The sequence below is a fragment of the Thermostichus sp. OS-CIW-32 genome (assembly GCF_054060415.1).
This window is the reverse complement of sequence record NZ_JBSSDD010000002.1, coordinates 306,355-327,301: the sequence shown is the minus strand read 5'-3', so window position 1 is coordinate 327,301 and position 20,947 is coordinate 306,355. Positions and strand designations below refer to the sequence as shown.

19 protein-coding genes, 1 tRNA gene and 1 pseudogene are annotated in these 20,947 nt (G+C 58.9%); 13 read left to right on the top strand and 8 right to left on the bottom strand.

Going from position 1 to position 20,947, the window contains the following annotated elements; translation table 11 throughout:
• Positions 1-4: 4 nt before the first annotated feature.
• On the top strand, positions 5-853 hold the full coding sequence (locus ACVWY8_RS04125; RefSeq protein ID WP_414422223.1) for an inositol monophosphatase family protein: 849 nt from the start codon (positions 5-7) through the stop codon (positions 851-853).
• Here the strand turns inward: ACVWY8_RS04125 and ACVWY8_RS04120 are convergent.
• Positions 838-1,425, bottom strand: coding sequence for a thioredoxin family protein (locus ACVWY8_RS04120; protein ID WP_041437584.1), 588 nt, complete (start codon positions 1,423-1,425; stop codon positions 838-840). The two genes, ACVWY8_RS04125 and ACVWY8_RS04120, sit on opposite strands and share 16 nt — an antisense overlap.
• Positions 1,426-1,632: 207 nt before the next feature.
• On the opposite strand from ACVWY8_RS04120, the gene ACVWY8_RS04115 reads away from it, so the two are divergent.
• From ACVWY8_RS04115 to ACVWY8_RS04105, 3 genes are all read left to right on the top strand, one after another.
• Positions 1,633-2,412, top strand: a complete 780-nt coding sequence (locus ACVWY8_RS04115; RefSeq protein ID WP_457393310.1) for a TatD family hydrolase — start codon at positions 1,633-1,635, stop codon at positions 2,410-2,412.
• A gap of 224 nt (positions 2,413-2,636) precedes the next feature.
• Positions 2,637-5,135 (top strand): sensor histidine kinase, encoded by a 2,499-nt coding sequence (locus ACVWY8_RS04110; protein WP_457392932.1) that lies wholly within the window; start codon positions 2,637-2,639, stop codon positions 5,133-5,135.
• A gap of 4 nt (positions 5,136-5,139) precedes the next feature.
• Positions 5,140-5,511: a DUF309 domain-containing protein gene (locus ACVWY8_RS04105; RefSeq protein WP_414409278.1), complete on the top strand. Its 372-nt coding sequence runs from the start codon at positions 5,140-5,142 to the stop codon at positions 5,509-5,511.
• Between the two features lie 23 nt (positions 5,512-5,534).
• Here the strand turns inward: ACVWY8_RS04105 and ACVWY8_RS04100 are convergent, their stop codons facing one another.
• Positions 5,535-5,696, bottom strand: a complete 162-nt coding sequence (locus ACVWY8_RS04100; RefSeq protein WP_457392934.1) for a hypothetical protein — start codon at positions 5,694-5,696, stop codon at positions 5,535-5,537.
• A 91-nt stretch (positions 5,697-5,787) separates the two neighbouring features.
• Positions 5,788-5,877 carry a cytochrome b6-f complex subunit PetN gene (locus ACVWY8_RS04095; RefSeq protein ID WP_244349857.1) on the bottom strand — a complete coding sequence of 30 codons (90 nt, stop codon included), beginning with the start codon at positions 5,875-5,877 and terminating at the stop codon, positions 5,788-5,790.
• A gap of 156 nt (positions 5,878-6,033) precedes the next feature.
• Between ACVWY8_RS04095 and ACVWY8_RS04090 the strand changes: the two genes are divergently transcribed.
• Together ACVWY8_RS04090 and ACVWY8_RS04085 are read left to right on the top strand one after the other, a co-directional pair.
• Entirely contained in the window at positions 6,034-6,279 is a 246-nt protein-coding gene (locus tag ACVWY8_RS04090; protein ID WP_457392937.1) for a hypothetical protein, read from the top strand.
• 154 nt (positions 6,280-6,433) lie between these two features.
• A complete protein-coding gene (locus ACVWY8_RS04085) occupies positions 6,434-7,030 on the top strand; it encodes an SRPBCC family protein (RefSeq protein WP_457392939.1) in 597 nt (198 codons plus the stop codon).
• A 192-nt stretch (positions 7,031-7,222) separates the two neighbouring features.
• Here the strand turns inward: ACVWY8_RS04085 and ACVWY8_RS04080 are convergent, their stop codons facing one another.
• A complete protein-coding gene (locus tag ACVWY8_RS04080) occupies positions 7,223-9,211 on the bottom strand; it encodes a DICT sensory domain-containing protein (RefSeq protein ID WP_414406444.1) in 1,989 nt (662 codons plus the stop codon).
• A 185-nt stretch (positions 9,212-9,396) separates the two neighbouring features.
• Between ACVWY8_RS04080 and ACVWY8_RS04075 the strand changes: the two genes are divergently transcribed.
• Positions 9,397-9,840: a 2TM domain-containing protein gene (locus tag ACVWY8_RS04075; protein ID WP_011434035.1), complete on the top strand. Its 444-nt coding sequence runs from the start codon at positions 9,397-9,399 to the stop codon at positions 9,838-9,840.
• 120 nt (positions 9,841-9,960) lie between these two features.
• Positions 9,961-10,031: transfer RNA gene (locus ACVWY8_RS04070), tRNA-Gly, on the top strand.
• 51 nt (positions 10,032-10,082) lie between these two features.
• Here ACVWY8_RS04070 and ACVWY8_RS04065 read toward each other — a convergent pair.
• Positions 10,083-10,724 carry a hypothetical protein gene (locus ACVWY8_RS04065; RefSeq protein WP_457392941.1) on the bottom strand — a complete coding sequence of 214 codons (642 nt, stop codon included), beginning with the start codon at positions 10,722-10,724 and terminating at the stop codon, positions 10,083-10,085.
• A 235-nt stretch (positions 10,725-10,959) separates the two neighbouring features.
• On the opposite strand from ACVWY8_RS04065, the gene ACVWY8_RS04060 reads away from it, so the two are divergent.
• From ACVWY8_RS04060 to gndA, 4 genes are all read left to right on the top strand, one after another.
• Entirely contained in the window at positions 10,960-12,312 is a 1,353-nt protein-coding gene (locus ACVWY8_RS04060; protein ID WP_414380441.1) for an ABC transporter substrate-binding protein, read from the top strand.
• 111 nt (positions 12,313-12,423) lie between these two features.
• Positions 12,424-13,626 carry a carbohydrate ABC transporter permease gene (locus ACVWY8_RS04055; protein ID WP_414329418.1) on the top strand — a complete coding sequence of 401 codons (1,203 nt, stop codon included), beginning with the start codon at positions 12,424-12,426 and terminating at the stop codon, positions 13,624-13,626.
• Positions 13,627-13,717: 91 nt separating this feature from the next.
• On the top strand, positions 13,718-14,239 hold the full coding sequence (locus ACVWY8_RS04050) for a pentapeptide repeat-containing protein (protein ID WP_011434039.1): 522 nt from the start codon (positions 13,718-13,720) through the stop codon (positions 14,237-14,239).
• Between the two features lie 94 nt (positions 14,240-14,333).
• The gene (gene gndA / locus ACVWY8_RS04045; RefSeq protein WP_457392942.1) at positions 14,334-15,752 is read left to right on the top strand and encodes an NADP-dependent phosphogluconate dehydrogenase; all 1,419 of its coding nucleotides are present in this window, start codon (positions 14,334-14,336) and stop codon (positions 15,750-15,752) included.
• Between the two features lie 12 nt (positions 15,753-15,764).
• Here the strand turns inward: gndA and ACVWY8_RS04040 are convergent, their stop codons facing one another.
• The 3 genes from ACVWY8_RS04040 to nadC all read right to left on the bottom strand — a co-directional run bounded on the left by ACVWY8_RS04040 (position 15,765) and on the right by nadC (position 19,417).
• Entirely contained in the window at positions 15,765-17,243 is a 1,479-nt protein-coding gene (locus tag ACVWY8_RS04040) for an L-aspartate oxidase (RefSeq protein ID WP_457392944.1), read from the bottom strand.
• A 29-nt stretch (positions 17,244-17,272) separates the two neighbouring features.
• Positions 17,273-18,361 (bottom strand): quinolinate synthase NadA, encoded by a 1,089-nt coding sequence (gene nadA, locus ACVWY8_RS04035; protein WP_414342299.1) that lies wholly within the window; start codon positions 18,359-18,361, stop codon positions 17,273-17,275.
• 198 nt (positions 18,362-18,559) lie between these two features.
• Positions 18,560-19,417: a carboxylating nicotinate-nucleotide diphosphorylase gene (nadC, locus tag ACVWY8_RS04030; protein WP_011434043.1), complete on the bottom strand. Its 858-nt coding sequence runs from the start codon at positions 19,415-19,417 to the stop codon at positions 18,560-18,562.
• A gap of 181 nt (positions 19,418-19,598) precedes the next feature.
• Between nadC and ACVWY8_RS04025 the strand changes: the two are divergent.
• Positions 19,599-20,827, top strand: a pseudogene (locus tag ACVWY8_RS04025) (RNA-guided endonuclease InsQ/TnpB family protein).
• Positions 20,828-20,947: the final 120 nt, after the last annotated feature.

Sequence of the window (20,947 nt, the reverse complement as noted above, 5' to 3'; positions counted from 1 at the left end):
CCCTATGCTAAGAAAGGGAAGGGGCAGATGGGGTGGGCAAAAGGTGGTCAAGGCAGAGTGGATTGAACTGGCCCAGGCCCTGGCCGATGCTGCCGGAGCGGTGATTCGCCCCCTGTTTCGCGGAGAACTGCAAGCCGAATACAAAGAGGCCCGCTCCCCAATTGTGACGGTGGCCGACCGGGAGGCAGAGCGAGCTATGCGGGCTTTGCTCATGGCCCAAGTGCCAGAACACAACATCCTTGGCGAAGAGTTTGGTTTTCACCAGACGGGATCCCTCTACACTTGGGTTTTGGATCCCTTGGATGGCACCATCGCCTTTTCCACCGGCAAGCCCACCTTTGCCACTTTGATTGCCCTCTTGGAAGAAGACCGCCCCATTTTGGGCATCATCGATCAGCCGGTGTTGCGGGAACGCTGGCTGGGGGTGCGGGGACAACCCACCCAATGGATGACCCCCTCTCACCGACAGGCTGCTCAAACCAAGGCCAATACCGACCTCAGCCGCGCCTACTTGAGCTGTACCACCCCTGATTTGTTCACCCAACCTGACCAACAACGGTGCTTCCAGGGGCTCAGCCAAGCAGTTCACATTACCTCCTATGGGGGCGATGGCTACCAGTACGGCCTGCTGGCCAGCGGCTGTGTGGATCTGGTGATGGAGTGTGGCCTTGCCCTCTACGATTTTGCTGCCCTTGTGCCGGTGATTGAGGGATCCGGTGGCGTGATTACCGATTGGCGAGGGGATCCCTTAACCCGCACCTCCACGGGAGAAGTGTTGGCGGCAGCCAACCCCAGCTTGCATCGACAGGCCCTGGCCGCGATTCAAAAAAGCGGGATCTACCCAGCGAAATAAGCAGGCTCATTGCCAGGTTTCCACTTGATGTTGCAGCCCAGGCTGGGCTTTTGGTCGGGATCGATGGGCTTGCCGGCCAGAAGGTTATCCAGCGCCGCCCGCAAATCTTTGCCCGTCACCGGCACATCGGTCAGGCTGGGACGGCTGTCGTCCAGTTGACCCCGATAGACCAACTTGCGATCCGCGTCGAACAAGAAAAAGTCGGGGGTGCAGGCGGCGGTGAAGGCTTTGGCCACCTCTTGGGTTTCGTCGTAGCAGAAGGGGAAGGTAAAGCCCAAGGTCTCGGCCATCTTCTTCAAGTTCTCTGGGCTGTCATCCGGGTATTTCTCCACATCGTTGGCGCTGATGGCTACAATGCCGACGCCGCGATCCTTGTAATCTCTGCCAAGGCGGGCCAGCTCCTCTTGCACGTGCTTCACATAGGGACAGTGCTGGCAGATGAACATCACCAGCAGGGCCGGCTTGTCGGCAAAGGTGGAGAGGGAGATGGTTTGGCCGCTCACCACATCCGGCAGGCTGAAGTCAGGGGCTGGGGTGCCCAAAGGCAGCATGGTTGAGGGGGTACGGGCCATAACAAACCTCCAGCGTAAGGTTTCCTCAATCATTGTGGATCATCCTGCTCCCACAGGAGCCGTCGCAAGGGGATCTCGCCGGCAAACGGGAGCGCCGGAAGGGATCCCAAGCAGGCCGGGGACAGCTTTTACAATTGGATAAGGTTGGCAACACGATTGTTGGGGAGCTGAGCCTTGAGCACCGCCGTCTTACCTGCTGCTCCTTTGGTGGATACTCACGTCCACCTCAATTACCCCGATTTTGCCGCGGATCTGCCCCAGGTGGCCGAGCGCTGGCGTCAGACGGGGATCCGGCGTTTGGTGCATTCTTGTGTAACACCGGCAGAATTCCCCCAGTTGCAGGCCATTGCCGACCAGTATCCGGAAGTATTTTTGTCGGTGGGGCTGCACCCTTTGGAGGCGGGCCAGTGGCAGCCCGATTTGGCCGAAAAGATCGCCCACCTGGCCGCCAGCGACGAGCGAGTGGTGGCTATCGGGGAGACGGGCCTGGATTTCTACAAGTCCAACCCGGCGGATATCGAGCGGCAAAAAGAATCCTTCTGGGCCCAGATTGCCATTGCCCAAGCGCAGGATCTGGCGTTGATCGTCCATTGCCGCGAGGCGGCAGCAGCCACCTACGCCATCCTCAAGGAGGCCATGGCCACGGGGGGGCCAGTGCGGGCGGTGATGCATTGCTGGAGCGGATCCCCGGAGGAGACGCGGCTGTTTGTGGAGCTGGGCTGCTTCATCAGCTTCAGCGGCATTGTTACTTTCAAGAACGCCGAGACCGTCCGCCGGTCGGCCTTGGAGGTGCCCCTATCCCAGCTTTTGGTGGAAACCGATTGCCCTTTTCTGGCTCCCACCCCCTTCCGCGGCAAACGCAATGAGCCGGCCTATGTGCAGCGGGTGGCCCAAACCTTGGCGGAGCTGCTTGGGATCCCACCGGAAAAACTGGCAGAAGAAACCAGCCAAAATGCCGCTCGCCTGTTTCAGCTGCCTCTCCTCTAGCTCTGCTTTCCGAGGGCGCGGGTGAGCCGTAGGCCATTCCCGACCCTAGATCTCACCCGATCTCAGACGATTCCAACCCGGGAAACCCTGAGTTACCATTTTTAACTTTTTCTTTAACTTTTCTTTTGAGCCCGCTTACCTTTCTCAAAGACATCCTATGCTGGAAAAAAGGGATGTATCTCTAGATACTTCCCGTTAATCCCAGGGGCTAGGGGCTTGCAACTATGGATACTGAAACGTGGGCTGCCGCAGCTCGACCCAGCCGAGATGCCCTCATCAACCGCATCACCCACCAGATTCGGCAATCCCTGGAGCTGGATCAGATCCTGAGGGCGACGGTGGAGGAGGTGCGCGCCTTTTTGGGTACGGATCGGGTGAAGGTGTACCGCTTCGACCCGGAAGGGCATGGGACGGTGGTGGCGGAAGCACGAGGCGGGGAGCGGCTGCCCTCGCTCTTGGGGCTGACTTTTCCGGCAGGGGACATTCCCGAGGAGGCGCGGCGGTTGTTTCGCCTAGCTCAGGTGCGGGTGATTGTGGATGTGGAGGCGCAGAGCCGTTCCATCAGCCAGCCGGAGTCTTGGGGGTTGTCTGCTAGGGTTCCTCTGGGCGAGCCGCTGCAGCGGCCCGTGGATCCCTGCCATGTCCACTATTTGAAATCCATGGGGGTGGCCTCTTCCTTGGTGGTTCCCCTCATGCATCATCAAGAGCTTTGGGGGCTGTTGGTCTCCCATCATGCTGAGCCTCGTCTGTATTCTCCAGAAGAGCTGCAGGTGGTGCAGTTGGTGGCGGATCAAGTTTCCATTGCCATTGCTCAGGCGGAATTGCTGGAGCAAGCGCGGCAAAAGGCGCAGCAGGAACGCCTAATCAACCAAATTGCTGCTCTGGTTTATTCGCCCCTGCACCCGGAGACGACCTTGACCACGGTGCTGGAGCAGCTTGCTGCCGGTTTGCAGGGGATCGGGGCGCGGCTGCGGATCCACTTTATGGGCGCAGACACCCTCTGTTGTCATGGTGTGCAACCCCCGGCCAGCTACGACACCTGGCTACAGGAGCAGCTCGGAAGGGCCGGAGGAGCGGGGGGCTGGGTGAAGATGTGGTCGCTATCCCACTTGGAGAAATGGCCGGAGCTGCAAGAGCAGATGAAGCAGACACCCATTCGTGGCCTGCTGGTGGCCCAGCTCGCCTGGAATGACCAGCCGGTGGGCTGGCTGAGCGTGTTTCGCGGGGCCGTTTACCAAGAAACCCACTGGGCGGGCTACCGTTGGTTTGCTCAGGGGGATCCCAGACAAGAACTGCCTTTGATCTCTTTTGCTGCCTGGCGGGAGCTGAAAATTGACGAGCCTAAGGCTTGGTCAGCTGCAGAGCAAGAGCTGATGAGTCGGGTCGGGGTACATTTGGCCCTGTCCATTACGCAAAATCAGCTCTACCGGCAGTTGCAAACCCTCAACGCCCGTCTGGAGCAGGAGGTGCAGGAGCGGACGGCGGCCCTGCAGCGATCTCTGGCTATGGATGCCCTCTTGCAGCGGGTCACCGACCAGGTGCGCAGCAGTTTGGAGGAAGCCCAGATCCTGCGGGCAGTGGTGCAAGAATTGGCTCTGGGGCTGTCCATCCAAGGGTGCGATCTCTGTCTCTACGATTGGGCAGCCGGCCAAGCCACGGTGCGCTACGAATACACCTCTGCCCTACCGCCCGTCGGCGGGATTACCCTGACTTTGGCCGACTACCCCGATCTTTACCGGCACCTGCAAGGGGGTCAAGCGGTGCAATTCTGCCACTTGCCTGGGCAGGGCTGGATCCCCCGTCGGGAAGGGCTGACCCTGCTGGTGTGCCCGCTGCGGGATGACCAAGGGGTGCTGGGGGATCTCTGGCTGGCGAAGCCGGCAGCCGAGTGCTTTGATGAACTGGAGGTGCAGGTGGTGCAGCAGGTGGCGGATCACTGTGCCATTGCCATCCGGCAGGCCCGCCTCTACCAGGCTTCTGTGCAGCAAGTCGGTGAGCTGGAGCGCCTCAACCGCCTCAAAGATGATTTTTTGAGCACCGTCTCCCACGAGCTGCGCACCCCCATCACCAACATGAAGATGGCCATCCAACTGCTGAAAACCGCCCGCGCCCCCCAAAAACGAGAGCAATATCTCAAGATTTTGGAGCAGGAGTGTGAGCGGGAGGCGGAATTGGTGAACGACCTGCTGGATCTGCAGCGGTTGGAGCAGGGATCCAAAACGCTCCATCTGGAAGAAGTGCCGCTGGCAACCTGGCTGCCCAGCGTGCTGGAGCCGTTTCTACAGCGGGCCCAGGCCAACCAGCAACGGTTGCAGTGGCAGATCGCGCCGAATGTGGGCAAGGTGCTCACCGATCGGGGCGGCCTGGAGCGGGTGGTGCAGGAGCTGGTCAACAACGCCTGCAAGTATACTCCCCCAAGGTGCAGCATCTGGGTAACAGCGCAGCGGCCCGGCCCGCAGCAGGTGGAAATTCGGGTGATCAACGAGGGGGTGGAAATTCCCCCTGCCGAGCAGGAGCGCATCTTCGAGAAGTTTTACCGCATTCCCAGCGGGGATCCCTGGAAGCGGGGCGGCACGGGCCTGGGCCTGGCTTTGGTCAAGCAGTGGATGCAGCGGCTGGGGGGCAGCGTCTCGGTGGAGAGTTCTCAAGGCAAAACCTGCTTTACCCTGGTGTTGCCGCAGGGATCCCTGCCTGTGCAGACATCCCCCCTGGCCTGTGCCTAGCGACATGAGCGACGCCCCCTCAGAAGCGTTGCGTTTGGCCGCCGAGCAGTTTAACCGGGGGGAATTTTACGCCTGCCACGACACCCTAGAGGCCCTGTGGATGGAAGCAGTGGATCCAGAGCGGCGTTTTTACCAGGGTCTATTGCAGACGGCAGTGGCCTACTATCACCTGCAGAACGACAATCGCCGTGGCTGCATGATCCTGCTGGGGGAAGCTAACCGCAAGCTGGCGGACTTTCTGCCCACCTACGCCGGATGGGATGTGCAAGCCCTGTGGCAGGCCAACCAGAGCATCCTGCGGCATCTTTCTCAACTGCAACCCCAGGATCCCTTGCCTTATCTAGCCGTCCCCACCCTGAGTTGGGTTGAAGATTAACCTGAGCAGGCTCAACACCGGCCCTAGCGCTTGGAGCGACGGGCTTTGCGCTCAACTTCGTTGCGTCGCCGCCGATCCCGCCAGTCGATGAAGGTAATGTAGCCAACGCCCATGGTTACGGCTGTCAACAGCAAAAAGATGCTTCCGTAGGCGATGCGGGCGACCAAGGGAAGATCGGTTTCCATGGCGTGAGTGGGGGTAGCCCTGTCAATATCGGCGGCAGGAACAACAAGATGAATGCAAGATGGATGTGAGGCTCAATCCAGGCATGACAAATTACATGCCGTTGCGCCCCCAGACCACCAGGGCAATGGAAAGAACGAAGAAGGTGGGGACGGCAATCCAGCCAAGGGTGATGATGTCCATAGGTCTAGCCCAGCTAAAGAGGGGTTATCTCGAGGTGATCCCATTTTACGAGAGGAGATCCCTTGTCAACGGACATCTACGAACACCTGTTTTCAGTTCAAGCTGGCTACAGTGGAGTTAAATCTGAAACATCTGAGCCAAACGAGGTGGGATCCGATGGTACTGGACACATTGCCGCTGGTTGCCGCTGTAGCCATCGCCATTTTTATGCTGGTTTTTTGGGTGCGGGTGGTTCGAGAGGCCATCTGGACAACGGTGGGGATTGTAATCATCTTGGCCGTGTTGTACATGGTCTTTAGAATTGGCCCGCGGCAGGTGCTGCAGGAGTTGCGGGATCCCTTTGCCCTTCTAGAACAGGTTTGGCAGGTGATCGTCGGTTGGTTCCAGGCCCTTCTCCCCTAGAGTTCGTTATCTGCTATACAGTTCCCTGATACAATAGAAAACACAGGGGGGCAGCCTATTGGAACTGCTGGCGAATGGTTTGTCCAGTCAAAAATCGATTCCCTCTCCGGTTTCCGCACTGCTCTACAGCACCTACGCGACTGAAGTTCTCGCCATGCCTTCTGACCCTGAATGGGATCCCCAAGACCTGACCCCAGAAGAGGGGATCCCTATTCCTGCTTGCGTCAGCGGGACGGAGTCCTCAGGTATCCAGTCAGATATTCAGATTGAGGTGGTGGATTTGGGGGAACGCTGCCGAAAATTGCAAGGCAGTGTGTGGATCCCGGCAGAGCGGCAGCAGGTTTGGCAGGTTTTGACCGACTACGACCATCTGGCAGAGTTTATTCCCAACTTGGTGGAAAGCCGCGTCATTGGCCGTGAGGATGGCCGCACACTGGTACGTCAAGTGGGATCCCAAAAGGTTTTATTTGCCCAATTTTCTGCTGCGGTGGTGCTGGCTATCGAGGAGATCTTTCCTCAGCAGCTTCGCTTCCAAAAAACACAAGGGGATTTTCTTATCTTCGAGGGGTTTTGGGATCTGGCCGATTGGTCGGCCCATCAAACCTTGCTCACCTACCACCTGCAGGTCAAGCCTCCCCGCAGAATGCCTGTCGGTCTGGTGGAGCGCCGCATTTGCCAAGATTTGGCCCTGAACTTACAAGCTATTCGGGAGCGCTGCCTGAGTTTGTCGGATCATTCCAAGCCCGTTTGAGGCGCGCCCAATAGGTACCTCGTTCCCCAAGCGCTCCGCGCCGCTGACGCGACCACTCTCAGCCCTTCTGCCAAAGAAGAGGGGGGCTGGGGAACAGCTTTATTGCCATTTGTGGGATTTGATATTCGAGCTGGAATTTGCCAGGTGGATCCCAGAGGCAAAGTGGGCCGGTGGTCCTTCACCTTTCGAGTCTCAAGCAGCGATCGAGGGCTGTCCTTGGGTGTGTGGGTGCGCTATCGGCAGGGTGAAGTGGAAGGCACTGCCCTGATTGATCCCCCCCGATTCTGCCCAGATGCGCCCCCCCATGGCCTCAATGATCAGTCGGCAAATGGCTAGCCCCAAGCCCGTCCCACCCACCGAGCGCCGCAGGGATCCCTCTGCTTGATAAAACCGCTCGAAGATGGCTTGCAACCGGTCTGGCTCAATGCCGCGCCCGGTGTCGGCAACAGTGAACTTCACCATCGCCCCCGTCGATCCACCGGCTGGTGGCTCCACTTCTGCCCGAATCCAGATCCGTCCGGTGGAAGGGGTAAATTTGCAGGCATTGTCCAGCAGCTTACGCAACACCTCCACCAGCCACTCCCCATCCGCCCTAACCATTGGCAGCCGTTTGGGCAGCACCTGCTCGATGGTGGGCAAGTCTTCGTGCCGCCGTCGCGCTTTGACATTGCTCAGGGCCAGCTCCACACATTCTTGAGCAGACAACGGCTCGATATGCCAGCGAACGCGACCACTTTCCAGCTTGGAGAGGGTGAGAAAGTCCTGCACCAACTCCCGCAGCCGATCGGCATCTTGCAGGGCTGTGTTCAACATTTCCTGGCGCATCTCCAGGGGCATGTCGGGGTCGCTGGCCAAAGACTCCAAACACACCTGAATGGTGGACAGCGGGGTGCGCAGCTCGTGTCCGGTCACGGCAATCAGCTCTGATTTGGCCTGATCCAGAGCTGCCAACTGGCGATTGAGCTCTTCTAGGTGCTGATAGGCTTCTGCCTGCAAGAGGGCTACCCCCACTTGGTTGGCAATGGCTTCTGCCAACTCCAGAGTGGCCGGCTGCCAGCGGTGAGGGTGTTCGTGGTGTAGCTCCAATAGGCCCAGCAACCGCCCTTGATAGAGAATCGGCATGGCCACCCAAGCCCGAATTTGGGCCGGCTGCCACAGCTCCGGCACTCGCTGCAGGCGGGGATCCTTTTGGGTATCCTCGCAGCACACCGCTTGTGCCGAGGCTACTGCCTCCCGCAAAAAAGGGTTGCTGGGAAGAGGCCACAGGGATCCCTTAAGGCTGCCCATCGTTAGGGTGCGGTACTCCTGCTCAATCTGAACAGCAGGGGCCTGGCCATCGTAACGGTAGATCAAACATCGCCCCACCTCTGCCACCTGCCCCAGCTCCTGCACAGCAATTGCCAAAATCTCGCCGGGATCCAAAGACTGGCGAATGGCACTGCTGATGCGGTTGATCAGATGCTCTTTGCGCTCTTGCGCCCGAATGGTGCGGTAGGCCCGCTGCAGTTTGTATTGCCCTGCCTGGAGATAGGTGATCAGCCGCTCGGTAAAGGGGCCTGGATTCAGTTGGCTGGCGGAGTTTTGCGGGGATCCCTTGAGGTACTGGCGAAGGGGCTCAAGGCGAGGTTCCAGATCCGGTCGGTAACTGAGGATCTTGGGCAACAGGGCCAAAGCCGCTTGGACTGTAATCTGACGATCAAATGACCAGATCCCATCAAATTGGCGAGCTGCATCCATATCGCTGCTTTGCCAAGGACGCTCCCGCTGCATCTGCAAGCGTTCTCGACACACGAGGCAGGTGGCATAGTGGGCATCGATGACGATCAAGTGCCACTCCTGCACCAAGGGATCCTCTGGATCCAAGGGAATGGTGTGGTAGGGCAGGTCTGTCTGAGCAAAATCCTTTTCTGGGGTCGCCAACACAAACACGTCTTGGGCCATTGCGCTGATGCGCTGGTAGCGCCGTGCCTCCTGGCGGTAGTAGCGCTCCTTTTGAAAGTTAGCGAATACCCACGGGGATCCCTGCCCTTGCAGCACCTGATCCTCAATGGCGTGGCTGAGGGCAACCAAAGAGGATTTGAAATACAGTTGTGGGCGCAGGTGCGGCAAAGCCTGCAGCAGATCGCTCAATAGGGAGGTACGACTCTGGCGAAGGTAAGATCTAGAGCGGGTGGAGGCCATAACCCTACTGGCAAGCACAGATCACAGGCAGTACAGGGACACTTAACCCCAGAGAAGGAGGCTCGCAGTCTAGGTTTAGTCTAACGGTTGGGATCCCGCGGCGGAGGGAGCTTCATAAGGCGCAAGATCCAGCTAGCCCAAACTAAGAGATATAAAGTTTACGAAGTTATATGTAAGTCAGCCAAATGTCGGGATCCCGGTACAGCCAAGAGGACGTGCAGCAGATCCTCCAGCGGGCCATTGCCCGCCAGCCACGCCTGGGCGAGTTCACCCGCTCCCAACTGCAGGAGATGGCTGCCGAACTGGGGATCTCCCCCCAAGAGCTGGACTTGGCCGAGCAGGAATGGAAGGCCTGGCAAGAGCTGAACAGCCAACACCGAGAATTCCAGCGCTACCGCCGTCGGCAGTTTTACCAACTGCTGGGCCGCTATGGAATTGTCAACAGCTTTTTGCTGGGCTTAGACTGGCTCTCCGGTGGAGGGCTATCTTGGTCGCTGTTTATACTCATGGGGTGGGGCTTGACCGTTGCCCTCAAGGGCTGGAACGCCTACCAAACGGAGGGTGAACGCTACGAGAAAGAATTTCGCCAATGGCAAAGGAAACGCCAGAAAGATCTCCAGAGCAAGTAAGCCCAGCCTACCGGAGAAGTCTGTCCCGCTGATGGAGATGGATTTTTCTCCAAACTCTGAGTGGGAAGGGGTACCGCCGAGAGATGCTACCATAGATATTCAGCATCGCTGAATGCCCGTGCGGGCGTAGTTTAATGGTAAAACCGCAGTCTTCCAAACTGCTGTTGTCGGTTCGATTCCGTCCGCCCGCTTCCTCCCACAAAATCCTAAGGGATCCCTTAAAGTGCCCTTCAGATTCTTCTTCACAGGTTGGGGCCGACTGTGGTGGTGCGGCGGATCGGTTGACCTTTCAGGGTATTGCCTTCTACTGTTTTCACCCAGCCTTGCCCTGGTACAAATCGGTACTGCACATCGGTATCAGAGCCACCGAGCAGATCCCCTTGGGCATTGAAGACGCGAGTTTCCCGCTGCCAGTGTCCTGGCCCGGTCGGTGTGCTGCTCGACTCGGTGGTGTAGGTTTGGCCGCGAGCATTGTTGAATTGGCCGCTGTGCTGCCAGCCTTGCCCCGCTTGGCCCTCGATAAGGCTCGAGCTGCTGCCCACCGTCTTGCCCTCGGCGTTTTGCAGGGTGGTGCTGCCCTGCCGTTGCCAACCCTCATGTGTGTGAGTAGTGGTGTGCTGATGGTTCAGGTTCCAGGTCTGACCTTGTTGGGTAGTGACTTGGCCGGAATAGTCTCCTTCCACCCCCTGACCGGGAATGAATTGCCGGGATCCCTGGCCGGAATAGGTGCCACTACCCGATCTGCCACTTGGCCCGGTGCCAGTGTAGGTGCCGGAGTGAGTGAAGGTGCGCTCACCGCTCGGGGTCAGGGATCCAGCCGTTGGCGTGGTGGCTGTGCGAGTGCGTTGACGGGGGCGAGCCTGCGCAAAGGGAGCAAGCGCCATCAGGAGGGCAGTAACCAATAACAGGCAAAAGCTTGCGGTTTTCATTTTCATTCTCATTTTTCGAGACCCCTTGAGAAATTGCCAATCATGACCCAGGCTAGGTGCTCACCTCATCTGACTCTGACTTCGGCCTGAGGGTTCACCTCCCGAGGGGATCCCAGCCAGACATAACCTGCTCTTAATGTCGGTGCTGTAATCTCAGAGGTGCCTTTAGCGAATGCGACTGCATTTTTCTATGAATACCCGTCGTACTTTCCTGGCTGTTGCGGCTGGCCTGGTGGCTGCGTCTGCTGCTGCTCTTCTGGCTGCCGACAGCTTTGCTCAGTCTCCTGCCGAAGTCAAAGTTTGGATTGCCTTTACCGATAACCGCCTGGATTGGGCCCGCGGAAAAGCGGCAGAGTTCAACAAGCAATTTCCTCAATACAAAGTTACGGTCGAAGGCTACGGCAACTACGAAGAAATTCAGCAAGCCACCGACCTGGCCATTCAACAAAATGCTGCTCCTTCGGTGGTGCAGTGGTTTGAGGTGGGCACCCAGCGGGCACGGGATTTTGGTTACTTCAAGTCCATTGCCGAGGCTCTGGGCAATCGCACCGAAGTGAACGGGATCCCGGTGAATTTCGACGATTTTATCGAGCCGGTGGTGAGCTACTACACCCTGGATGGCAAATTTACCTCCATGCCCTGGAACAGCTCCAGCCCCATTCTCTACTCCAACACGGCCATCTTGAAGAAGGCTGGGATCGAAAAGCCGCCGGCCACCTGGCAAGAGCTGGAGGCTGCTTGTCAAAAGATCATGGCCCTCCCCGACGCTCCCCAGGGCTGTGTGACCTGGCCCAATCACGGCTGGTTCTACGAGCAGTGGATGGCCCAGCAGAATGCCCTCTTGGCCAACAACGACAATGGCCGTGCCGCCCGTGCCACCCAGGTCTTTTTGGACTCGGAGCCGTCAATTGCCATCGCCACCTGGTGGAAAGGGATGTATGACAAAGGCTACTACATCTACAGCGGCAAGCAGCGGGATTGGGCAGCCACCGAGCAGGCCATCCAGACCGGTACCGTCGCCATGGCCATCACCAGCAGCGCCGATGCCGCCAACATCACCAACGCTGCCAAGCAAAACAACATCGAGCTGGTCACCACCCGCATGCCCTACAACGCCGACAAGGGTTGGACGGGGAACTTGATCGGGGGAGCCAGCCTCTGGTTGGTGAAGGATCTGCCCAAAGAGGTGGAAGAGGGGGCGCTGACCTTCATGCTGTGGCTCAATAACACCGAAAATGCTGCCGAGTGGCACCAAGTGACCGGCTACTTGCCCATTCGGAAAAGCTCGGTAGCCTTGCTGGAGTCGAAGGGCTGGTTCAAGGAAAACCCCAACTTCTTCACCGCCAGCGACCAAATCAACAATTCCAAGGTGACCCCTGCCACTCGGGGGGCGCTGCTGGGGGCCTTCCCTGAGATTCGCAACGTGGTAACCCAAACCATGGAAGATCTGATGCTTAAAGGCGGGGATCCGGCCCAGGCTATGGCCAAGGCCAACCAGGAGGCCAACCGCCTTCTAGCCGAGTACAACTCCCTCTACCAGTAACCTGGATGTCGATGGGCTGACGGTGTCATTGAGGGATGGGGGTGGGCGGCAGCCTGCCCCTTTTTGGGTTTTGACGAGGCTCTTGTGAAGAGCAAAGCCGAGGTGAGAGGCATGTTGGGATTCGTCCAAGTGTTGGTGCCGCTGTTGGCAGGGTTGCTGGGATCCCTCTGGATGGGGCTCCGTTTTCGACGCATCGAGTGGCCTGTGCCGGTGGGGGCAGTGCTGGGGGGCCTAGCAGGAGGGCTGGGATCCCTGATTTTTATGGCGCCCCTGGATTTTTGCACTTTTGAGCCGGAGCGCAAGGCCATCGACATGGCCTTTGGCGTGGGGCTGGTGCTGGCGGGCATGGCCATTCCCCTCTGGCCGCTGTTGGCGTGGACGCAGAAGGAGCAGGAGCGCCGCCTGGGGATCCCCGGCCCAGCTGTTCAGGAGAGGGGCATCTTTAAGCAGTGGTGGCTGGCGTGGCTGCTCTTGTTGCCCACCTTCACGATCTTGGTGGTGTTTCTCTACTACCCAGGGCTGGATACCTTCCGCCTTTCCACCCTGCTCACGTTTGTGGGGGCGCCGCGCAGCCGCTTCGTCTGTGTGGATAACTTTACCGCTTTGCTGACGGATTCCACCTATCTGCGCAGCCTGGGGATTACCTTTGCCATTTCGGCGGCCATCGTGGTGCTGGGGTTGAGCGGATCCCTGTTGATTGCCACGCTGGCCTATCAGCCGATTCGGGGGGCGGCGATTTATCGGGTGTTGCTGATCTGGCCCTACGCCATCTCTCCGGCGGTGGCCGGGATCATCTTCTTTATCATGTTCAACCCCTTGGGAGGGGTGGCCAACCATTTGCTGGGCCTGGTGGGGATCCCCCGTTTAAACTGGCTCAGCGATCCCAACTTGGCCCCTTGGGTGGTGATCTTTGCTAGCGTTTGGAAGCAGATGGGCTACAACATTTTGTTTTACCTTGCCGGCCTGCAAAACCTGCCCAAGGATTTGCTGGAAGCGGCTGCCATCGACGGGGCCGGGGCTGTGCGTCGCTTTTTTGCCATCACCCTACCGCTGCTTTCTCCCATCACCTTCTTTTTGGTGATTACCAACATGACCTATGCGTTTTTCGATATCTTTGGCACCATTGACTTGCTGACTGCTGGGGGCCCTTCCGGATCCACCTCGGTGTTGATCTACGAGATCTACAAAATCGGAGTGTCTTCAGGCAATTTGGGTAGGGCTGCCGCGCAATCCATCGTCCTGTTTCTCATTGTGGTGGGGCTGACGATCCTGCAATTTCGCACCACCGAGCGGAATGTAACCTACGGCGGATAACGGCTGTCTCTGCTGCAACGCAATGATCCCAGTTCTCAGTGGGCAAGGGGAAAATCGGCAAGAATGGGGGTAGAGAATCTAGGGATCCTCGATGGCCCCAAAATCCAACGCCTCGACTTGCTGGCGCGACTTCGGGAAGCTGGGCATGCTGCTGGCGGCCACTCTGCTGCTTTGGCTCCTCTGGGGCTCCATAGCGGGCAGCCAAGCCCGTCTCAACTTCAACAACGCCGATCTGCAAGGTCAAGATCTATCCGGCCAAGATTGGCGGGGCAGCAGCTTTGTCAGCGCCAACCTGCAGGGCGCCGATCTGCACGGGGCCAACCTTGCGGGGGCGGCATTCACCAAAGCCAACCTGGCAGGGGCCAACCTATCCGGTGCCGATTTGAGCAATAGCCTCTTGGATCTGGCCAATTTGGCAGGAGCCGATCTCAGAGGGGCCAAGCTCACGGGAGCCATTGCCGCACGGGCGGTTTGGCAAGGAGCGCAGATTGCCGGCGCCGATTTCAGCGAAGCCTATGTGGATCGGGCGGCGAAGCGGCAGTTGTGTGAGCGAGCTGAGGGATCCCACCCGATAACCGGCGTAACCACCCGTGAGAGTTTGGGCTGCCCTTGAATCAGGGCCGGCAAAGGTGAAGAAAACAGGATCCCTGAGCCCCGTCGGTCAGATTGGCCTCTAGATTGGGTGAGGTGTCGATAGTGCCCCAACCATGAGCAAGCCCAGCTTTGCGGTGATTGGCCTAGCGGTGATGGGGGAAAACCTGGCCCTCAACGTCGAGCGCAATGGCTTCCCGGTTGCCGTCTACAACCGCACCAGCTCCAAAACCGACCAGTTCATGCGGGAGCGAGCCCAAGGCAAACGGATCACCCCCGCCTACAGCCTGCCGGAATTGGTGCAACTGATGGAGCGGCCCCGCAAATTCTTGATCATGGTCAAGGCGGGTGCGCCGGTAGACGCGGTGATTGACGAGCTTAAACCCCTGCTGGATCCGGGGGATATCATCATCGACGGCGGCAACTCCCTCTACACCGACACCGATCGCCGTGCCGAAGCCCTCGCCCCCACCGGGATCCACTTTGTCGGCATGGGAGTGAGCGGCGGGGAAGAGGGAGCCCTGAACGGCCCCAGCCTCATGCCCGGCTGTAGCCCAGAGGCCTACCAACAACTGGAGCCCATCTTGACCAAAATTGCCGCTCAAGTGCCAGACGGCCCCTGTGTCACCTACCTGGGGCCCAAAGGGGGCGGGCACTACGTGAAGATGGTACACAACGGCATCGAATACGGCGATATGCAACTGATCGCCGAGGTCTACGACCTAATGCGCAGGGCTTTGAAGCTGTCGGCCTCGCAGATGCAGGAGATTTTTCAGGCTTGGAATGAAACAGAGCTGGAATCTTTCCTAATTGAAATTACCGCCAAGATTTTCCAAACCCTGGATCCGGAAACCGGCAAGCCGTTGGTGGATCTCATTCTGGATAAGGCTGGGCAAAAAGGCACCGGTTTGTGGACAGTCAAGGACGCTCTAGATCTGGGGGTACCAGTGCCCACCATTGAAGCGGCGGTGCAAGCTCGCATCCTCTCGTCGATGAAAGAGGAACGGGTGGCTGCCTCTGCCCAGTTGAAGGGGCCCGACGCCACTTTTGCAGGGGATCCCGACTGCTTTATCCAAGATCTGCGCGCCGCCCTCTACTGCTCCAAAATCTGCTCCTATGCGCAGGGGATGGCCCTGCTCAAAAGAGCCACTGTTGCCCACGGCTACGTCTACACCTTCAGTGAGATTCCGCGGATTTGGAAGGGGGGCTGTATCATCCGCGCCCGCTTCCTGGGCGAGATCCAGTCGGCCTACAAACGGGATCCAGAGCTGGTGAACCTGCTGTTGGATGAGGAATTCGAGCAGGCCATCCGGGAGCGGCAGGGATCCTGGCGGCGGGTGGTGTCCACGGCGGCTGCCCTGGGGATCCCGATCCCGGCCATCAGCGCTTCTTTGGCCTACTACGACAGCTACCGTACCGCCAACCTGCCCCAGAACCTCACCCAAGCCCAGCGGGACTTCTTCGGGGCCCACACCTTCGAGCGCGTCGACAGGCCGGGCGTCTTTCACCATGAGTGGAATGCCTGTTGCCGTTAGCAATGCGTAGCATCAAGAGGTCTCCGGAAAAAAAGTTGAACCGCGCACCTCCGTATGGAAAGGCTCCCCTTCCTGAGGAAAATCCTCGCGGAAATGGGCCCCGCGGCTTTCCTCCCGCAGCAGCGCCCCCTGAGCTACCAGACGGGCCAGCAAAAGCAGACTGCCTGCCTCGGCCTCTTCCCGGGTGGCCCAAGGCTTTTCCTGCAGGGGAAGTGCCTTGACAAAGGTCAGAAAAGCCCGCAGCCGTGTTCCCTCCCGCACAACGCCCAAAGCTTCCCCAACTCGATGCCTGAGAGCCGGCAGGATGTCGGGAGACGTCGCCAGAACGGGTAGCCTCTGCAGCTGTCGGGGAAAGCTCACCTCTCCCAAATCTTGCAAGGCAGCCAAGGCGGCCCGCTTGCCCATGACCAGCCCTTCCAAAAGGCTGTTGGAAGCCAAGCGATTGGCTCCGTGCAGACCCGTGGAAGCCACCTCCCCAGCAGCATAAAGGCCCGGCAGGCCGGTGAAGCCGAAAGTGTCCGTTCGGATCCCACCCATCATGTAGTGAGCCGCGGGAACAACTGGGAGCAGATCCTTCGTGGGATCCAGCCCCAAGGCGCGGGCAGAGGCAACAACGGTGGGAAAGCGCTCCTCCAGATGTTCGACGACCCGCAGATCCAGGTAGGTTCCCCCTGTCTGCTGCCGCTCCCAGAAAACGGCCCGAGCTACCACATCCCGCGGCGCCAGCTCTCCCAGCTCCGCATAGCGAGGCATAAAACGCTCCCCCAAGGCGTTGAGGAGAACAGCCCCTTCTCCTCTTACTGCCTCGCTCACCAGCGCTCCATTGGGCAAGGCCGTGGGGTGAAATTGCACAAACTCCAGATCCCTGAGAGTGGCCCCTGCCCGCCAGGCCAGCACCATTCCGTCGCCGGTGGCCCCCGGGGGAGCTGTCGAGACGGGGAAAAGGCTGCCAAATCCTCCCGTAGCCAGGAGAACTGCCCCGGCCCTCACCTCCACCGGCCCTTCAGGGCCAAGCAGCAAGGCCCCCCCTACCCTGTCCCCCGCCAGCAAAAGGCTTAGGGCTGTGTAGCCCTGCAAAGGCAGCCTGTTGAGGCGAGCCAGCAAACCTCTCAGAAGCCACAGTCCGCTCCGATCCCCCCCCAGATGGCGTACCCGCGCTTGGGAGTGGCCCCCTTCCCGGACAGGTTGGGGATGGAAAGGAAGGCCCCAGCGCAAAAGTCTCTCCAGGTGCAAGGGTGCTTCCTCCACAATGGAGCGAGCCACCTTTTCTTCCACCAGGCCGCGGCCCGCTTGCAAGGTGTCTTGGATATGGGCTTCTACGTCCGCCTCATCCACAGGAAAAGCCACCCCACCCTGCGCCCAAGGGGTAGAGCCAGAGGGAAGGGGATCCTTGCTTACCACCAAGGTTGTCGCCCCCTGGGCTTCGGCCCACAGGGCTGCGTACACCCCCGCCACCCCTGCTCCCAGGATCAACAGGTCTGTTTCTAACAAGGGCGGCGCCCCGTTCTTCCCCTCCACCTCTAGGCTCCGGCGGGCACTGCCAGCATGGCCAGGATGGAACGGCGAGCCTTCTCAGCCACCTCCTGGGGCACCTGGATCACGTAGCGCATCTCCTGCAGGGAGCGGTAAATCTTTTCCAAGGTAATCTTCTTCATGTACTCGCAGACGGCTTCTGCCTTGACAGGGATGAACGTTTTGTCTGGAGCTTCTTTCTTGAGCCGGTGAAGAATGCCCACCTCGGTGGCCACCACAAACTCGCGGCTTTCTGAAGCTTTGGCGTAGCGCACCATGCCCTCGGTGGAGAGCAGCTTGGCATCCGGTTTGAGGAAGAGACAGCTAGAGCCGCAACTGCACTCCGGGTGAATGAGGAACTCTGCTCCAGGGTGCTCTTCCACCATCGCCTTGAGGTGCTCTTCCCGGATGCCAACATGCACGTGGCACTCTCCCGGAAAGAGATCCAGCTCCCTTCCGGTTACTTGAGCAACGTGGGCTCCCAGAAACATATCCGGCACGAAGAAGATGGGGCGATCCGGGGGCAGGCTGGCCACCACTTGAACTGCGTTGGCGCTGGTTACGCAGACATCTGCCAGAGCCTTGATCTCGGCAGCGGTGTTGACGTAGGCCACCACCAGGCCCTCAGGGCAGGCTGCCTTCCACCGCAGCACATCTTGCGGGCGAATGCTATCGGCCAAGGAACAGCCCGCCTCCAGATCCGGCAGCAGCACCGTCTTTTCCGGGTTAAGGATGGCGGCCGTCTCCGCCATAAAATGCACGCCCGCAAAGACAATCACCTGGGCGCTCGTCTTTTGAGCCTCCCGAGCCAGTCCTAAGGAGTCTCCCACAAAGTCCGCCACCTCTTGAACTTCGGGGAGCTGATACGAATGCGCGAGGATAACTGCCTGCCTTTCCTGTTTGAGCCGGGCAATCTCCTGGACGATTGTGGCAGTGTTGTGTAGCAATGGGGTTTCTCCCTTCATTTTCGACTTCTTGTCGCGACAGCGTTGCGTAGCAATAACGGTTTTGTTCCTCTGGAGGCTGGACACGATCTGAGGACTTTGTCCCGCTAATGCGTTTGCAGGAGCAGCGCGCAGCAATAACGGAAAGCCCATCTCCTGGAGTTGGTCGACTCTGCTTTGGGGGGTATCTGAGCCGGCAAGAGAAGCAACCCCCAACCCAGACGCCCGGCGAAGCCTTTCGCGGCGCTCGGTTGAGCTGGAGCTGGGCTTAGGTTGTCTTCTCAAAGTAGCATCAGTCGCAACAGCGTTGCGTAGCAATAAAGCAGTGTCCAGCGAGGACTTGGCTCAGGGTCACACCACCAGCAAAGAGAGATCCAAAGCCTTGGCCGAGTGGGTGAGCGCCCCGACGCTGACGTAATTCACGCCTGCCTCGGCCACTTGCCTGGCCCGTTCTGGGGTCATGTTGCCGCTGGCCTCCAGGGGAACTCTCCCTCCCACCCGTTGGACGGCGGCCTGGGTTTCTTCCAGGGTGAAGTTGTCCAGAAGGATGAGATCGGCTCCTGCTGCCAAAGCCTCTTCCAGTTCCTGGAGATCCCGCACCTCCACCTCCACCTTGAGGTGGTGGGGAGCACCTTCCTTGGCCCGCTTGACGGCTGCCAAAACGCCTCCCGCGCCGCGGTCGCAACAGCGTTGCGTGGCAATGATGTGGTTTTCCTTGATCAAAATGCCGTCGAACAGCCCAAAGCGGTGGTTTTTGCCGCCCCCTACCCGTACAGCATACTTCTCCAGGGCGCGCAGGCCGGGAGTGGTCTTGCGGGTGTCCAGAAGCTGGGTTGAGGTTCCCCGGAGAGCCTCTACATAGGTGCGGGTGAGGGTGGCAATGCCGGACAGCCTTTGGAGAAGATTGAGCGCCAGCCTCTCCCCCGCCAGAATGCCCTTCAGGGATCCCTTGAGGTGGGCCACCTCTTGACGGACAGCCACCCTGGCCCCTTCCTCCACTCCAGGGATGAACTCCACCTGGGGATCCGCCAGCCGAAAAACCCGCTTGGCAATCTCCAGGCCGGCCAGGATCCCTGTCTCCTTGGCCAGGATTACCGCCTCACCCTCCAGTCCTGGGGGTAGGGTCAGCTCTGTGGTGAGGTCGCCGTGCCCCAGGTCTTCCCACAGCCAAGCGCAAAGGGTCTCCTCTGGTAAGTAAACTTCTTCCATTTTCGGTTTGGTTTTAGCTAGACCGCCGGGAAGCCCCGCCCTCCGTTAGTGACTAGTGACTAGTGGCTGGTCACTATCCACTCACCACTATCCAGGGTAAGGGTCGGGATAAAAGGCGAGGACACGATGCTTCGTCCTTACTGGTGCTATGACCGGCGTAGCAGGATTTTATACCCTCATCATGAGAACTGCTTACCAGTATCGCTTACGCCCTACTTCTAGCCAAGTTGCTCTGATGGACCAATGGCTAGACTTGTTACGCAAGCAGTACAACTACCGCTTGGCAGAGCACTTTGCGTGGTGGGAACACAATCGCTGTGACATCAATGCTTGTCCCTTAGTCTGTCATTTGCCTGAGCTGAAAGACAAGCCCGATTTCTACTCCCAGAAACGGGACTTGGTGAGCACGAAAGCCCTGTTTCCGGAGTACAGAGCAGTCCATTCGCAAGTCCTGCAAAACTGCATAGAGCGAGTGCACAAAGCATTCGACCGCTGGCTGAAGGGGGACTGTAACGGCAAGCGGGCAGGGAAACCCAGATTTAAGGGAGTTGGGCGGTATCGCTCCTTCAGTTTCCCCCCGATGCAACAGGACTGCATTTGCGGGCAGTTTATCCATCTGCCCAAAATCGGTGCTGTTCGGATAATTCAGCACCGTCCTTTGCCTGACGGTTTTGTCATCAAGACTGCTACCATCACCCGCAAGGCAGACGGGTGGTATGTGACCTTGAGCCTGCAAGATTCATCTGTCCCCGTATTTACCCCTGACCTGCCAACACTGGAGAACACCATAGGAATCGACATGGGACTGGACTCCTTTTTGGTGACCGATGCGGGGGAGTCTGTTCCAGTTCCCCAGTATTACCGCAGAGCCCAAAAGCGGTTAAAGAGACTGCAGCGGGCAGTGTCTCGCAAGAAGAAAGGGTCAAACCGCCTATGGCTAGTGACTAGTGGATAGTGACCAGTGGATAGTGAATAGTGACTATCCACTAACCACTATCTCAGCGCAAAGATTTTCATGACAAAACAGCGAACTGGCTGGTAAGCAAGGGCAAGCATATTGGGTACGAAGCCCTGAATATCAAAGGTGTTGCTAGAACCCGACTAGCAAAATCTACCTATGATGCTGGGTGGGGACAATTTCTGCAAATGCTGGCAGTCAAGGCTGAAAGAGCTGGGCTGAGGGCGATTGCAGTGAATCCCAACGGCAGCAGTCAAAACTGCTCTCGGTGTGGTCAAAGAGTACCGAAAGCGATTCAAGACAGATGGCATTCTTGTTCCCATTGTGGGCTAGAACTAGGGCGCGACCACCATGCGGCCATCAACATCAAGCACAGGGCGGTGGGGCATCCCGTTCTTTTCGCGTCAGCGGGACGTAGTCCTCAAGCGCAGGAAATGTCCTTTTCGCGCTAGCGGCGCGGAGCGCTTTGCATCAGCATGAGTGCGGGAGTATGTCACGACGGAAGGTGAGGCAGATGGGGGGCTGGCTCAGGCAAAACTGGCTGTGGCAACTGGGGAGAGCCCTTGTGGCTG